This window comes from Nocardioides dilutus (assembly GCF_054779555.1).
The window spans coordinates 341484-354660 of sequence record NZ_BAAGYA010000002.1; the positions used below are offsets into that span (position 1 = coordinate 341484).

Here is a 13177-nt window from a genome sequence, read left to right on the forward strand (position 1 = left end):
TCCATGAGCATCCCGGTAGACGTCGGCGACCTGGGCAAGGCACTCGAGGGCTTCGGCGCCGGCTACCTCGTCACGGTCTCGGCCGCGGGCTCGGCCAAGGTGGTGACCGTCGAGCCGACGGTCACCGACGGGGCGGTGCGGGTGACGGCGCCGGGACGCGGGACGCTGGCCAACCTCGCGGGCAACCCGGCCGTCACCCTGGTCCTCCCACCGCTGGAGCAGCGGGGCTTCACGCTGCTCGTCGACGGCACCGCCGAGGCCGACGGCGACGACGTACGCATCACGCCCTCGGCAGCGGTGCTGCACCGTCCGGCGGCCCACGCCGACGGGCCGCCCGCGCCCGACGGCTGCGGCCACGACTGCCACCCGGTGGCATGAACGAGGTCCTCGGGCTGAGCGCGTTCCTCGACCTGGCGCCCGACGAGCACGCCCAGGGACTGGAGCTCTGGGAGCGGCTGACCGGCTACCAGCGGTCCGCCACCCGCGGCGAGGACGGCGAGTTCGTGACGCTGGTGCCACCCGACGGCGACGGGTTCCTGCGCGTCCAGCGGCTCGGGTCCGGTCCCAGCCGCGTGCACCTCGACCTGCACGTCGCGGAGCCGCGGACCGCCGCGCTGGAGGCGCTCGGCCTGGGCGCGGCGATGGTGGCCGACGAGGGCGGCTACCTGACCCTGACGTCTCCCGGCGGCTTCACCTTCTGCTTCGTCCCGCACCGGGTCGGGGAGGTTCCCCGGGCGACGGTCTGGCCGGACGGCAATCGCTCCCGCGTCGACCAGGTCTGCCTCGACATCCCGCCGTCGTCGTACGACGCGGAGTTCGCGTTCTGGGAGGACCTCACCTCATGGGAGCCGCGCCCGCCCCGGCCCGACGTCGAGTTCGCCAGGCTGACCCCGCCACCGGGGCAGCCGCTCCGGCTCCTCCTGCAGCGCCTCGACCGGGACGAGCCGGCCGTCCGCGCCCACCTCGACTGGTGCGCCACCGACCGCGACGCCGAGGTCGAGCGCCACGTCGCCGCCGGAGCGACGTTCGTCGAGCGGTTCGACCGCGGCTGGACCGTCATGACCGGGCCGGACGGGTTCACCTACTGCATCACCGAGCGCCCGCCCCAGGAGGACTGACCGTGCCCCACAAGCGTCCCGACATCCCGCAGGTGGCCGACGAGCTGACGATGCTGACCGCCTTCCTCGAGTGGATGCGCGCGACCCTGCGGATGAAGGCCGGCGACCTCGATGCCGACCAGCTGGCTCAACGGCTGGAGCCTTCGACGATGACGCTCGGCGGGCTGGTGACCCACATGGCCTGGGTGGAGAGCTGGTGGTTCACCGAGATCTTCCGGGGCGAGCGGCCGGCCGAGCCGTGGTCCTCGCGGGACTGGAAGGCCGACAACGACGCGGAGTGGTCGATCGCCGCACAGCTCAGCCCGGACGAGCTCTGGGCGCTGTGGGACACCGAGGTCGGGCGGTCCCGCAGCATTCTCGCCGAGGTCGGCGACCTCGACGCGATCGCCGTGGGCCATCGCAAGCGCAAGCCCGGTGCGCCGCTGAGCATGCGGTGGATCGTCGTGCACATGATCGAGGAGTACGCCCGGCACCTCGGCCACGCCGACCTGATCCGGGAGTCGATCGACGGGTCCGTCGGGCAGTAGTCACCCGAGCTGCTGGTGCGTCTCCAGGTCTGCGACGGCCGCCGCGGCGCGCTTGAGCCCGGCGTCGGCGATGTCGGCGTTCTGCAGGCCGCCGAGACCGGAGGTGAAGACCGCCGCGACATAGGCGTACGCCGCCATCCGGCGGTGCTGCCGCCAGCACTCGTCGGCGTTCAGCTCCGGACCGCCGTGGGCGGCGAGCTCGGCGGCGTAGTGGGCGAGCAGGTCGCGCTCGTGGGCGCGTCGGTCGGGGACGGTCATGCCGAGCACCAGGTGGTAGGTGACGTCGCGCAGGGGGTTGCCGCGGCGCACGGCCTGCCAGTCGAGGAGGCCGGCGCCCTGCTCGCCATGCAGGTAGACGTTGCCCGGGTGCGGGTCGCCGTGCAGCACCGAGTGGGGTCCCTCGTCCAGGCTCCTCGCCCAGCGTCGGTAGCCGCGCAGGAGCGGGGCCGCCTCGGTGGACAGCAGCTCCGGGGCCCGCTCGGCCACCTTCGCGGCGAGCCGGGGCAGTGACGCGCTGACCAGGGGGAGCAGGGCGTCGCCGGAGTTGGTGCCCAGCCAGCCGACGCGGGGCAAGCGGGTGTGGGTGGCGCCGTGCAGCCGGGCCAGGGTGGAGAGCACGGCGGCGGTCTGGTCGGTGGTCAGCCGGGTGAGGGTGTCGCAGAAGACGGCCCCCTGAGCGGCGAGGTCCTCGAGCACGATGACGAACCGCCCGGTGCCCCGGTCGAAGCTCGCCCCGATCAGCGAGGGCGCTCGCAGGTCGAGCCCGGGGCGGACGTCGCGGTAGAAGCCGACCTCGACCTCACCGAGCCGGGCGAGGCCGCCGAAGATGCGGGTGCCGGCGTCGACCGCCGCGGTCTTGACGAACACCGACGCCGGCAGGTCCGGGCCCTCGACCGCGAGCCGGGCCCGGTCGGTGGTGCCCGTCGTGCCGTCGAGCGGGCGTACGCCGGTGACCGTGCGGCCGAGCAGCCGGGTCAGGTCGGCAGGTCCGAGGGCCGCCGCGTGCCGGGGCAGGCCGCCGCGGCGGCGTACCCGGTCGACGCCAGCGCGCCCGACCTCGGTCGCGACGCGTCGTCCGGTGCGCGCGATGCTCATGCCGGCTCGGCGAAACCGGGCAGGAACTCGGTGAGGATCTCACGGAACGGCGCCTCGGCCTCGAGCTGGCTGAGGACCCCGATCCCGCCGAGCCAGGTGCGGTGGATCAGCAGGTAGTTGGGCGGCAGGTTGAGCTTGAGCGCCACCGTGTACGTCGGCTCCCGGGGGTTGTTGATCCGCTGGAACTGCTCGCGCATCCACTCCCGGGTGAACCGGAAGCTCTCGACCTTCGTCGGCTCCACGAAGGGCGCCAGGTAGTCGAGCAGCAGGTCCGGGTCGATGCGCACGCGGTCCTTGATGAACCCCTCCTCGCGCAGGCCCTGCTCGAGCTGCTCGTGGTCGGCGTTCGCGGCGACCCGGATCAGCCGGCCCATCGCCTCGGGGAGGCCGCCGCCCTCCAGGCGGGCCACCGCGCCGAAGTCGAGGACGCCGAGGCGTCCAGGGCGTCCGTCCTCGGTCGGCAGGATGCGGTAGTTGCCGGGATGAGGGTCGGCGTGCAGCATCCCGGTGCGCGCCGGACCGGCGAAGAGGAACCGCACGAACAGCTGGCCGTAGTGGTCGCGCTCCTCCTGGGTGCCCTCGCGGATCACGGTCGCCATGGAGTGCGGGCTCTCCAGCCACTCGGTGACCAGCGTCGACTCACCGACCGCGACGACATCGGGCACCACGATGTCGGGGTCGTCGCGGAAGGCCTCCGCGAAGGCGCGCTGCGCCTCGGCCTCGAGGGTGTAGTCCAGCTCGTCACGGGCCCGGGCCTGGACCTCGGCGACCAGCGGCTTGATGTCGACGCCGGGCACCAGCGGACCGATCGTCCGGGCCAGCCGGGCGAGCTGGCGCAGGTCGGAGAGCAGCGCCTCCCCGGCGCCGGGGTACTGCACCTTGACGGCCACCTCTCGGCCGTCGACCCAGCGGCCCTTGTGGACCTGCCCGATCGACGCGGCCGCGGTCGGTCCGCCGTCGAGCCACACCAGCCGGTCGGCCCAGTCCGCGCCGAGGTCCTTGGTGAGCTGGTCGCGCACGGTCTGGGTCGGCATCGGCGGCGCGTCGTCCTGCAGGCGGGTCAGCTGCTCGCGGTAGGGCGCCGCGACCTCCTCCGGGAGCGCGGACTCCAGGACCGAGAGCACCTGGCCGAACTTCATCGCCCCGCCCTTGAGCTCGCCGAGCGTGCGGAACAGCTGCTCGGCGGTCCGCTGCTGGATCTCGGTCAGCACCGTCTCGGCAGGAGCGCCGCCCATCCGCTTGCCGAAGCCGACGGCCGTGCGACCGGCGTACCCCAGCGGCAGCGCGGCGAGCCTCGCCGTGCGCGCTGCGGCCTTGCGGGGCAGGTCGGTCATGGGCCCAGTGTCCCTGACCGGGGGAAGGAGTCCGCACTTGCGACATTCATAGACAGCCATCAACATAGAGGGGTGTCGAACTCCTTCCGCACCCGGGAGCTCCCCCTCGTCGACGACCCGCTCGCCTCGTGCGTGCCGCTGGCCCGCGACCCGATCAGCGTCGAGCAGGCCGCGGCAGTGGTCCCGATGCTCAAGGCGGTCGCCGACCCCGCGCGGCTGCGGCTGCTGTCGCTGGTGCTCTCCCACGAGGGCGGGGAGGCGTGCGTCTGCGACCTCACCCCGTCGTTCGACCTGTCCCAGCCGACCATCAGCCACCACCTCAAGGTCCTGCACGAGAGCGGGCTGCTCGACCGGGAGCGGCGCGGTACCTGGGTGTTCTACAAGGCCCGCCCGGAGGCGATGGACGCACTCGCCGGCCTGTTCGAGCAGGGCTTTTCGAGTGAGCGACCATGAGTGACACCGTCCGCGAGGGCCCGTCGGCCGGCCCGGAGAGCCCCGTCCTGCGCCGCCTCTCGACCCTCGACCGGTTCCTGCCGCTGTGGATCGGGGTGGCGATGCTCGGCGGGCTGCTGCTCGGCCGGCTCGTCTCGGGCCTGGACGACGCGCTCGCCGCGGTCGAGGTGGGGTCGGTGTCCCTGCCGATCGCCGTCGGACTGCTGGTGATGATGTATCCGGTGCTGGCCAAGGTCCGCTACGACGAGCTGGGGAGCGTCACCGGCGACAAGCGGTTGCTCGCCACGTCCATCGTCCTCAACTGGCTGGTGGGGCCGGCGCTGATGTTCGCACTGGCGTGGCTGCTGCTGCCCGACCTGCCGGAATACCGCACCGGCCTGATCATCGTGGGCCTGGCGCGGTGCATCGCGATGGTCCTGATCTGGAACGACCTCGCCTGCGGCGACCGTGAGGTCGCGGCGATCCTGGTCGCGCTCAACGCGATCTTCCAGATCCTCGCCTTCGCCGTGCTGGGCTACTTCTACCTGGAGGTCCTGCCCGGCTGGCTGGGTCTCGACCAGTCGTCCCTCGACGTCTCCATGTGGGACATCGCCAGGTCGGTCCTGATCTTCCTCGGCATCCCGCTGCTGGCCGGCTACCTCACCCGCACGCTGGGGGAGAGGGCCAGGGGCCGGGAGTGGTACGAGTCCACGTTCCTCCCGCGGATCGGCCCGGCGGCGCTCTACGGCCTGCTGTTCACGATCGTCCTGCTCTTCGCCCTCCAGGGCGACACGATCACCAACCAGCCGCTCGACGTCGCCAGGATCGCGCTGCCGCTGCTGGCCTACTTCTTCCTCATGTGGGGCGGCTCGATGCTGCTCACCAGGTCGCTCGGGTTCGACTACCAGCGGGCCACGGCCGTCTCGTTCACCGCGGCCGGCAACAACTTCGAGCTCGCCATCGCCGTCGCGATCGGGGTGTTCGGGGTCGCCTCCGGGCAGGCGCTGGCCGGAGTCGTCGGCCCGCTCATCGAGGTGCCGGTCCTGGTCGCGCTGGTCTACGTGAGCCTGTGGGCCCGCCGCTACTTCACCGAGACAGGAGCGTGACCATGGCTGACGAGATCCCGCAGGTGGTCTTCGCCTGCGTGCGCAACGGCGGGCGGTCGGTGATCGGGCGAGTGCTCACCGAGCACTACGCCCAGGGGCGCGTCCGCGCGGTGTCCGCCGGCACCCAGCCCGGTGAGCACATCCACCCGGAGGTGGCGCAGGCGCTGGAGAAGCTCGGGCTCGACACCTCCCAGGAGCACCCCAAGGTGCTCACCCGCGAGACCGTCGCCGCCAGCGACCTCGCGGTCACCCTCGGCTGCGGCGAGGAGTGCCCCTACGTCCCGGGGGTGAGGTACGTCGACTGGCCGGTCGCCGACCCCGGCGGGCAGGACGAGGCCACCGTGCGGGCGATCGTCGCCGACATCGACGCCCGGGTCCGGGCCATGCTCACCGAGCTGGTGCCCGGCATCGAGCTGGGACCGTCGGTGCTGTCGTAGGGCCGGGACCAAAGGGCCGCCGGAAAAGGGTCGTCCGCACCTAGGACGTGGGGTCGAGTCGGCGGACGCTGGCGGGGACACCTAGGAGGTTCTCGCCATGTCCACTCGCCCGCTCCTGACCGGCCTCACCGCACTGGCCCTCGCCTGCTCCGGGGTGCTGGTGGCCAACCCGGCCACCGCGGGGCCGCCGGACCGGGCCGAACGAAGCGCCCCCAGGTGGGGACCGGTCCGCACCCTGGCCCCCAACCCGCGGAGCGCCTCGATCGCGGTCGACGGGCGCGGGACGACCACGGTCGCCTGGTCGACCTCGGACTTCCCGGCCCGGGTCGTGGCCCAGCAGCGGTTCGCCAACGGCACCTGGGGCAAGAAGGCCGTGCTCGGCAACGGCTACGACCCGCAGGTCGTCGCAGACAAGCGGGGCGTCACGACCGTTGTCTGGATCACCCAGCGCGAGGGGTTCAGCGACGGCGTGGTCGCTGCACGGCGTACCCGGTCCACTGACTGGTCGGCGCCGACGCCGTTGTCGCGCGACCTCGTCCTCCCCGGTTACGTCCCCGGGGCGGACGTGCGCGGTGCCACGGACCCGGACGTGGCGGTCAACCGTGGTGGCGCCCTGGTCGTGGCCTGGACCTTCGAGGACGAAGGCGTGGACTCGCGCATCCAGTCGGCCTACCGGCCCGAGGTTGGCCGGTGGCGCAAGGCGGTCGACGTCACGCCTGCCAACGACGCGCGGATGCCCGAGGTGGGCATCGCCGCCGACGGCACGGCGATGGTGGTCTACGGCGTCCAACCTTTCGGGGAGCCGCAGGCCCTGGCCTCCCGGGTCCGTGGGATCGGCGGCCGCTGGAGCTCCTCCAGCCCCGTGACCGCGGAGGGCTACAGCTTCGACCTGGCCGTCGCGCCCGACGGGCGTGCCGTGGTGGTCTTCACCCCGGACTTCTCCGGCGTGCGGGCGGCGACCCGGCCGGCCGGCGGCAAGTGGCAGGCGTCGCGCAAGCTGGTCACGGGCGGTGAGCTCAACGACGTCGACGTCACAGTCGGTCGCGGCGGACGCTTCGTCGTGGGCATCGCCCGCGGCGAGGGTCGGGTCGAGGTGGTCGAGCGCGGCGCGCGGGGCGGCTGGTCCGACCCGGTGCGACTGGCGGACGGCGGCACCGTGGCCAGCGACGTCATGGTCGCGGTCAACGACGCGGGTGACACCTACGTCGGCTGGGGCTCCTACGGCGTCTACGGGCGCTACCGGCCCCACGACGGAGCCTGGACCCGGCGCTACACCGCCCGGCGGGACTCCGGCGTGGACGTGCTCGAGTGGGCGTCGGCCGTCGTCGCCCCCAACGGCGACGTGCCGGTCCTGTGGGACCAGGAGGCGCTCCCGCTGCGGATGCGCGTCCTGCTGACGCCGTAGGTCGCGGGACTGGTCAGCCGCGGGCGCTGCCCGGTTGGACCCTGCGGACCTCCTGGGGCCAGCGGCAGCCCACCGCGATCCGGCCCGCCCAGTAGCGCGCCCGGTCGTCGTCGGGCACGTCGACGATGGTGAGACCGCCCAGCCACTCCTTGGTCTCGACGTAAGGGCCGTCGGTGACGATCGACTCCCCGCTCGCGTAGTCGGCGTGGGCCAGCGCCGCGGTCTCCTCGAGGCCGCCGGCGAAGACCAGCTCACCTGCCTCCTGGATCTCCGCGACCACGGCCTTGGACGTCCTGGCGATCTCGGGCCAGTCCTGCTCCGGGTAGTCGGGCACCCACTGCTGGTTGAAGAAGATGAGGTACTCGGGCATGTGTCCTCCTGTGTCGGGGCAGCACCGACTGCCACCCTTCACCGTCTCCACGAACGGCGGCTGCCGGATACGACACCCGCCGGTCGGTGGACTAAGCGGTCGCCGGGAACTTCACGCCGGTGTTGGCGTGGCAGCGGTAGCCGAAGGGGTTCTTGGCGAGGTACTGCTGGTGGTGGTCCTCGGCGTAGTAGTAGGGCACCTCGTCGGCGGGCCGGATCTCGGTCGTGATCGACCCGAGTCGGCGGCGCTCGAGCTCGGCGCCGTAGACCGCGGTCAGCTCACGAGCCGTCTGCTCCTGCTCGGGCGACGTGTAGTAGATCGCCGAGCGGTACTGCGTGCCGACGTCGTTGCCCTGGCGGAAGCCCTGGGTCGGGTCGTGCACCTCGAAGAACGTCTTCACCAGGTCGGCGTAGGACACGACAGTCGGGTCGAACACGACCCGCACGGCCTCGGTGTGGTTGGTGCGGCCGCTGCAGACCTCGTCGTACGTCGGGTTCGGGGTCGTGCCGCCGGCGTAGCCGACCGAGGTGGACCAGACGCCCGGGACCTGCCAGTAGACCTCCTCGGCCCCCCAGAAGCAGCCGAGGCCGAAGATCGCGACCTCGAGGCCGGCCGGGGCCTCGTCGGTGATGACCGGGGCGTCGAGGACCTTGTGCTTGTCGGCGACGTGGAAGGGGCGCTCGGTGCGGCCGGGCAGGGTCTGCTCGGGCTCGACGAGGGCGGCGTTGCGGCGGGTGAACATGCTCACTGCGGCTCCTAGATGTCGTACTGGGCACAGTCTGCAACAGCAGGCACCTGCTGGGCGTTCCCGTCCTCAGCAGATCCACAGGATCAGGCGGATCGGCGGACCCCGTCGCTGATCAGCCACTGCCCGGCGGTGTAGGTCGCCATCACCGCCGACTCCAGCGCGGGGTGCGGCTCGTGGCGCAGGAACAGCTGGGCGCCCAGCAGCGAGTCGGACAGCAGGAACAGGGCGGCGCCGGACTGGATCCGCCGACGTCCGGCGCTCCCCGGGAGCGCCGCGGCACTGGCGGCCATGGCGGCGAGCACCATCCCGTAGACCCCGATGGGCACGCCCAGCCGAGCGTCCCGCCGTCCTGCGGCGAGCGCGTTGGCCGGCACCAGCGCCGCCGAGAGGGCCAGGACGGCGCGGCCCGGAGCCGAAGTGCTCGGTGGGCTGGCCCCCAGGGCACGGAACGCGGCGACGTACGCCAGGTGCGCGCCGAGGAACGAGCCGACGCCGGCCAGGAACCGGCCACCGCTGGTGCCCATCAGGGCCACGTCCCCGCCCCACGACAGACCCTGGGCGGCCAGCGTCGGCCGGACCGCGGGACCGCAGCGGGCGTCGTCCACGAGGGTCGCGGCCAGCGCCGGCATGAGCAGCGGCTTGACGACGTGGTGCAGCCGGCGCCCTCGCGGACCGAGCCCGACGAGCACGGTGTCGGCGACGGACAGCGCCGTATAGGCGCCGTTCAGCAAGCGGCGCCGTGCGGTCACCCCCTCAGCCTGGCCCAGCCAGCCGGGGTCGGCAATCGTCCGGACCTTCGGCCCTGCTCGTGGCGGCCTATCGCCTCATGTCCAGGGGCCGCGCGGTGCGGCAGCGTGAAATCGGAGAGAACCGCCCGCGCACCCCGGAGGACACCATGATCGCGCCGCGAGGACCTGCCCACATCGTCGCCTGGACCTCGGTCATCGCCGCCCTGATGACCACCTCGAGTCTGCTGGGACTGGTCGACCCCGACGTCTACGCCGCCGAGACCGACAACTGGACGCTCCAGGCGCGCGGTCAGGATCTCGGCAACCTCCTCGCCGCGCTCACCCTCGTCGCCGCCTGCTGGGCTCACCGGCGAGGCGCCCCCGCCGCCGGCGCGGTGTGGCTCGGGACGCTGTTCTATGCCATCTACGCGTTCGTGGTCTACGCACTCGCGGTGCACTTCAACCGACTGTTCCCCGTCTACGTCGCCGTTCTCGGGCTCAGCATCTACGCCGTGCTCCGCAACGCCGGGGAGCTCCGGGCGACCACAACGGCGCGGGAGGGGACCCGGCTGGCGGCGTACACCCTGATCGGCACCGGGACGTTGTTCGCGCTGCTGTGGCTGAGCGAGATCATTCCGGCCGTCGTGACCGGGGACCCGCCCTCGAGCCTGGCCGACACCGGGCTGCCGGTGAACCCCATCCACGTTATCGACCTGTCGGTCGTGCTGCCCGGGTTCGTGCTCACCGGGTTCTCGCTGCTCCACGGCCGGCCGATGGGTCGGTTCCTCGCCGGTCCCTGGCTGGTCTTCTCGGTGCTGATGGGCACCAGCATCGTGGCCGCCGTGCTTCTGATGGCGGCGGACGGCGAAAGCGGCACGATCCCACCGCTGGTCGGAGTCTCCCTCGTGGTGCTCGTCAGCCTGGTCGCCGCCTGGCGGCATCTGCGCTCGTCTCCCGCGGAGCACCAGCACGCTCCCGTCAGTGGACGCGAGGCAGGCCTGGATACCCTCACCAGGTGACCCAGGAGCATCGCACCAAGTCCGGTTTCGAGACCCGCGCCATCCATGCGGGCTACGAGCCGGACCTCATGACCGGGTCGGTCATCCCGCCCATCTACGCCACCTCCACCTACAAGCAGGACGGCGTCGGCGGGCTGCGCGGCGGCTATGAGTACAGCCGCTCGGGCAACCCGACCCGCACCGCGCTGGAGGGCAACCTCGCGGCCCTGGAGGAGGGGGAGGCCGGCTTCGCGTTCGCGTCCGGACTCGCCGCCGAGGACACCCTGGTGCGGGGGCTGCTCGACCCCGGCGACCACGTGGTCCTGCCCGGCGACGCCTACGGCGGCACCTTCCGGCTCTTCGACCGGGTCGAGCAGCGGTGGGGGGTCGAGCACAGCCCGGCCGAGCTCTCCGACGTCGACGCGGTGGCCTCCGCGATCCGGCCCGGACAGACCAAGATGGTCTGGGTCGAGACCCCCACCAACCCGCTGCTCGGCATCGCCGACATCGAGGCCCTCGCCGGCCTGGCCCACGACGCGGGCGCGCTGCTGGTCGTGGACAACACGTTCGCCTCGCCCTACCTCCAGCGTCCACTCACCCTCGGTGCGGACGTCGTCGTGCACTCGACCACCAAGTACGCCGGCGGGCACTCCGACGTCGTCGGCGGCGCCGTCGTCGTGCGCGACCTCGAGCTGGCCGAGAAGATCGGCTACCACCAGAACGCGATGGGTGCCGTGGCCGGGCCGTTCGACGCGTGGCTGGTGCTCCGCGGGCTCAAGACGCTGGCGGTCCGGATGGAGCGTCACTGCGACAACGCCGAGACGGTGGTCGAGTTCCTGGGCAGCCACCCGGCGATCACCCAGATCTACTACCCCGGCCTGGCCGACCACCCGGGTCACGAGGTGGCGGCGCGGCAGATGAGGCGGTTCGGCGGGATGGTGTCGTTCCGGGTCGCGGGCGGTGAGTCCCAGGCGCTGGGGGTGTGCGAGCGCGCGGAGGTGTTCACGCTCGGGGAGTCGCTCGGCGGCGTCGAGTCGCTGATCGAGCACCCGGGCCGGATGACCCACGCGAGCGTCGCGGGCACCGCCCTGGAGGTGCCCGCCGACCTGGTGCGGCTCAGCGTGGGCATCGAGACCGTGGAGGACCTGATCCTGGACCTGGACCGTGCCCTCGGATGAGCCGGTGAGCGAGCCGGACACGCGCTTCACGCTTGCCAACGAGCGGACCTTCCTGGCCTACCAGCGGACGTCGGTGGGGCTGGTCGGCGCCGGGCTCGCGGTGGTCCACCTGCTCGACCCCGAGTGGACCTCGCGCCTGCTCGGCGTGCTCCTCGTGGTCGCCGGCGGCGTTGCCGCGGTGGGCGGCTACCTGCGGTTCCGCGGTGTGGACGCCGCGATCCGGGGTGAGCGAGAGCTGCCCGGGAATGGGCCCGCGCACCTGCTCGCCGCCTCCGTCTTCGTCTGCCTCCTGGCCGCGGTGGTGTCCCTGGTCGCGGTGCTGGTTTGAGCGCAGTCGTCTGTGTCGACTTCGGTTCGACGTTCACCAAGGCGTCGCTGGTCGACCTCGGTTCGGGCCGGATCGTCGCGGCCGCCGAGCACCGCACCACGATCGACACCGACGTCCTCGACGGCTACGACGCCTGCTTGACCGCACTCACCGAGCAGGACGCGCGCGCGGGCGAGGCCGAGGTGCTGGCGTGCTCCAGCGCCGGCGGCGGCCTGCGCATCGCCGTGGTCGGCGCCGAGGAGCTCGTGACCGCCGAGGCGGGTCGCCGGGTCGCGCTGTCCAGCGGGGGCAAGGTCGTGTCGGTGGTGCCGTTCGCGTCGAGCGGCCTGACCAGCACGGACGGGTCGGGGCTGGACGCGGACGTGGTGCTGCTGACGGGCGGCACCGACGGTGGCAACGCCGAGGTGATCGTCGAGGCAGCTCGCGGCCTGGCGGCGAGCGGGTGGCGCGGGCCGGTCGTCGTGGCCGGCAACGTGGACGCCCGGGACGACGTGAGCCGTGCGCTGGGTGGGATCCCGCACGTGCTCGCCGGCAACGTCGTGCCGCGGATCGGGGTGCTGGCGCCGGAGTCCGCCCGGGCCGCGGTGCGTGAGGTGTTCCTGTCCCACGTCATCGGGGGCAAGCACCTCAGCTCACGGGGTGACTTCACCGCGATGGTGCGGGGTGCGACGCCCGACATCGTGCTTACCGGCGTCGAGCTGCTGGCCCGGGGGCTCGACGACGCGCGGCCCGGCGTCGGCGACGTGGTGGTGGTGGACGTCGGTGGCGCGACGACCGACGTGCACTCGGTCGTGGAGATCGACCCCGAGGACGGGTCGGTCGACGCCGAGGGTCTGGCTCGCGAGGTCGTCGCCGGTAGCCCGGTCACCCGCACTGTGGAGGGTGACCTCGGGATGCGCTGGTCCGCAGTCTCGACGGCCGAGGCCGCCGGTCTCGAAGGCCTGGCCGTGGCCGCCCAGGCCCGTCGTGCCGCCCCCGGCTTCCTGCCCGGCACCAAGGCCGAGCGCGACGAGGACGAGGCGATCGCCCGGGCCGCCGTCGGCCTGGCGCTGCGCCGCCACGCCGGCCGGTCGCGTGTGGTGGTCAGCCCCGAGGGCCGGGTGGTCGAGCGCACCGGGACCGACCTGCGCCGGGTGGGCCTGGTCGTCGGCTCTGGTGGCGTGCTCCGCCACGGCCGCCCGGGCGTCGCCGACCGGGTGCTCGGCCCCAGCGTCGGGCCGGGCCGCACCGACGTCTCCGAGGGCTGGCAGCTGCCCGAGCGAGCCCGGCTCGTGGTCGACCACGACTACGTGCTGGCGGCCGCCGGGCTGCTGGCCGCTGACCACCCCGACGCGGGGTACCGGCTGGTCATGTCCCTGATGGAGGGCCGCTGA

Annotated in this window: 16 protein-coding genes; 11 read left to right on the plus strand and 5 right to left on the minus strand. The window is 72.9% G+C overall.

Features of this window, described 5'->3' with window-relative positions:
- Window positions 1-3 precede the first annotated feature (3 nt).
- The 3 genes from ACYVC6_RS11225 to ACYVC6_RS11235 are packed head-to-tail and all read left to right on the plus strand — an operon-like array spanning window position 4 to window position 1645.
- A complete protein-coding gene (locus tag ACYVC6_RS11225) occupies window positions 4-378 on the plus strand; it encodes a pyridoxamine 5'-phosphate oxidase family protein (RefSeq protein WP_460714002.1) in 375 nt (124 codons plus the stop codon).
- Entirely contained in the window at window positions 375-1118 is a 744-nt protein-coding gene (locus ACYVC6_RS11230; RefSeq protein ID WP_460714004.1) for a VOC family protein, read from the plus strand. Before ACYVC6_RS11225 ends, ACYVC6_RS11230 begins: the two co-directional genes overlap by 4 nt.
- Window positions 1119-1120: 2 nt before the next feature.
- A complete protein-coding gene (locus ACYVC6_RS11235; RefSeq protein ID WP_460714006.1) occupies window positions 1121-1645 on the plus strand; it encodes a DinB family protein in 525 nt (174 codons plus the stop codon).
- On the opposite strand, the gene ACYVC6_RS11240 is transcribed toward ACYVC6_RS11235, so the two are convergent.
- Both ACYVC6_RS11240 and ACYVC6_RS11245 read right to left on the minus strand, forming a co-directional pair.
- Window positions 1646-2740: a phosphotransferase gene (locus ACYVC6_RS11240; RefSeq protein WP_460714008.1), complete on the minus strand. Its 1095-nt coding sequence runs from the start codon at window positions 2738-2740 to the stop codon at window positions 1646-1648.
- Window positions 2737-4074: an ABC1 kinase family protein gene (locus tag ACYVC6_RS11245; protein ID WP_460714010.1), complete on the minus strand. Its 1338-nt coding sequence runs from the start codon at window positions 4072-4074 to the stop codon at window positions 2737-2739. Before ACYVC6_RS11245 ends, ACYVC6_RS11240 begins: the two co-directional genes overlap by 4 nt.
- A gap of 72 nt (window positions 4075-4146) precedes the next feature.
- Between ACYVC6_RS11245 and ACYVC6_RS11250 the strand changes: the two genes are divergently transcribed.
- From ACYVC6_RS11250 to ACYVC6_RS11265, 4 genes are all read left to right on the plus strand, one after another.
- The gene (locus ACYVC6_RS11250; RefSeq protein WP_460714012.1) at window positions 4147-4527 is read left to right on the plus strand and encodes a metalloregulator ArsR/SmtB family transcription factor; all 381 of its coding nucleotides are present in this window, start codon (window positions 4147-4149) and stop codon (window positions 4525-4527) included.
- On the plus strand, window positions 4524-5612 hold the full coding sequence (gene arsB, locus ACYVC6_RS11255; RefSeq protein ID WP_460714013.1) for an ACR3 family arsenite efflux transporter: 1089 nt from the start codon (window positions 4524-4526) through the stop codon (window positions 5610-5612). The genes ACYVC6_RS11250 and arsB overlap by 4 nt, the downstream gene beginning before the upstream one ends.
- 2 nt (window positions 5613-5614) lie before the next feature.
- Window positions 5615-6049 (plus strand): arsenate-mycothiol transferase ArsC, encoded by a 435-nt coding sequence (locus tag ACYVC6_RS11260; RefSeq protein WP_460714015.1) that lies wholly within the window; start codon window positions 5615-5617, stop codon window positions 6047-6049.
- A gap of 97 nt (window positions 6050-6146) precedes the next feature.
- Window positions 6147-7454 carry a hypothetical protein gene (locus ACYVC6_RS11265; RefSeq protein WP_460714017.1) on the plus strand — a complete coding sequence of 436 codons (1308 nt, stop codon included), beginning with the start codon at window positions 6147-6149 and terminating at the stop codon, window positions 7452-7454.
- Window positions 7455-7467: 13 nt separating this feature from the next.
- Here the strand turns inward: ACYVC6_RS11265 and ACYVC6_RS11270 are convergent, their stop codons facing one another.
- The 3 genes from ACYVC6_RS11270 to ACYVC6_RS11280 all read right to left on the minus strand — a co-directional run bounded on the left by ACYVC6_RS11270 (window position 7468) and on the right by ACYVC6_RS11280 (window position 9321).
- A complete protein-coding gene (locus ACYVC6_RS11270; protein WP_460714019.1) occupies window positions 7468-7824 on the minus strand; it encodes a YciI family protein in 357 nt (118 codons plus the stop codon).
- 91 nt (window positions 7825-7915) lie between these two features.
- Window positions 7916-8566: a peptide-methionine (S)-S-oxide reductase MsrA gene (gene msrA, locus ACYVC6_RS11275; RefSeq protein ID WP_460715331.1), complete on the minus strand. Its 651-nt coding sequence runs from the start codon at window positions 8564-8566 to the stop codon at window positions 7916-7918.
- 89 nt (window positions 8567-8655) lie between these two features.
- Window positions 8656-9321, minus strand: coding sequence for a lysoplasmalogenase (locus ACYVC6_RS11280; RefSeq protein WP_460714021.1), 666 nt, complete (start codon window positions 9319-9321; stop codon window positions 8656-8658).
- A 146-nt stretch (window positions 9322-9467) separates the two neighbouring features.
- Here ACYVC6_RS11280 and ACYVC6_RS11285 point away from each other — a divergent pair, with 146 nt between their 5' ends.
- The 4 genes from ACYVC6_RS11285 to ACYVC6_RS11300 are packed head-to-tail and all read left to right on the plus strand — an operon-like array spanning window position 9468 to window position 13177.
- On the plus strand, window positions 9468-10319 hold the full coding sequence (locus ACYVC6_RS11285; protein WP_460714023.1) for a hypothetical protein: 852 nt from the start codon (window positions 9468-9470) through the stop codon (window positions 10317-10319).
- A complete protein-coding gene (locus ACYVC6_RS11290; protein WP_460714025.1) occupies window positions 10316-11476 on the plus strand; it encodes a cystathionine gamma-synthase in 1161 nt (386 codons plus the stop codon). Before ACYVC6_RS11285 ends, ACYVC6_RS11290 begins: the two co-directional genes overlap by 4 nt.
- A 4-nt stretch (window positions 11477-11480) precedes the next feature.
- Window positions 11481-11804 carry a YidH family protein gene (locus tag ACYVC6_RS11295; RefSeq protein ID WP_460714027.1) on the plus strand — a complete coding sequence of 108 codons (324 nt, stop codon included), beginning with the start codon at window positions 11481-11483 and terminating at the stop codon, window positions 11802-11804.
- Window positions 11801-13177: a glutamate mutase L gene (locus ACYVC6_RS11300; RefSeq protein ID WP_460714029.1), complete on the plus strand. Its 1377-nt coding sequence runs from the start codon at window positions 11801-11803 to the stop codon at window positions 13175-13177. Before ACYVC6_RS11295 ends, ACYVC6_RS11300 begins: the two co-directional genes overlap by 4 nt.

Excerpts from the sequence above, each read along its gene's own strand:
- ACYVC6_RS11265 (WP_460714017.1), top strand. The coding sequence starts at position 6,147 with ATGTCCACTCGCCCGCTCCTGACCGGCCTCACCGCACTGGCCCTCGCC.
- ACYVC6_RS11240 (WP_460714008.1), bottom strand. The coding sequence starts at position 2,740 with ATGAGCATCGCGCGCACCGGACGACGCGTCGCGACCGAGGTCGGGCGC.
- ACYVC6_RS11225 (WP_460714002.1), top strand. The coding sequence starts at position 4 with ATGAGCATCCCGGTAGACGTCGGCGACCTGGGCAAGGCACTCGAGGGC.
- msrA (WP_460715331.1), bottom strand. The coding sequence starts at position 8,566 with ATGTTCACCCGCCGCAACGCCGCCCTCGTCGAGCCCGAGCAGACCCTG.
- ACYVC6_RS11245 (WP_460714010.1), bottom strand. The coding sequence starts at position 4,074 with ATGACCGACCTGCCCCGCAAGGCCGCAGCGCGCACGGCGAGGCTCGCC.
- ACYVC6_RS11260 (WP_460714015.1), top strand. The coding sequence starts at position 5,615 with ATGGCTGACGAGATCCCGCAGGTGGTCTTCGCCTGCGTGCGCAACGGC.
- ACYVC6_RS11270 (WP_460714019.1), bottom strand. The coding sequence starts at position 7,824 with ATGCCCGAGTACCTCATCTTCTTCAACCAGCAGTGGGTGCCCGACTAC.
- ACYVC6_RS11230 (WP_460714004.1), top strand. The coding sequence starts at position 375 with ATGAACGAGGTCCTCGGGCTGAGCGCGTTCCTCGACCTGGCGCCCGAC.
- arsB (WP_460714013.1), top strand. The coding sequence starts at position 4,524 with ATGAGTGACACCGTCCGCGAGGGCCCGTCGGCCGGCCCGGAGAGCCCC.
- ACYVC6_RS11285 (WP_460714023.1), top strand. The coding sequence starts at position 9,468 with ATGATCGCGCCGCGAGGACCTGCCCACATCGTCGCCTGGACCTCGGTC.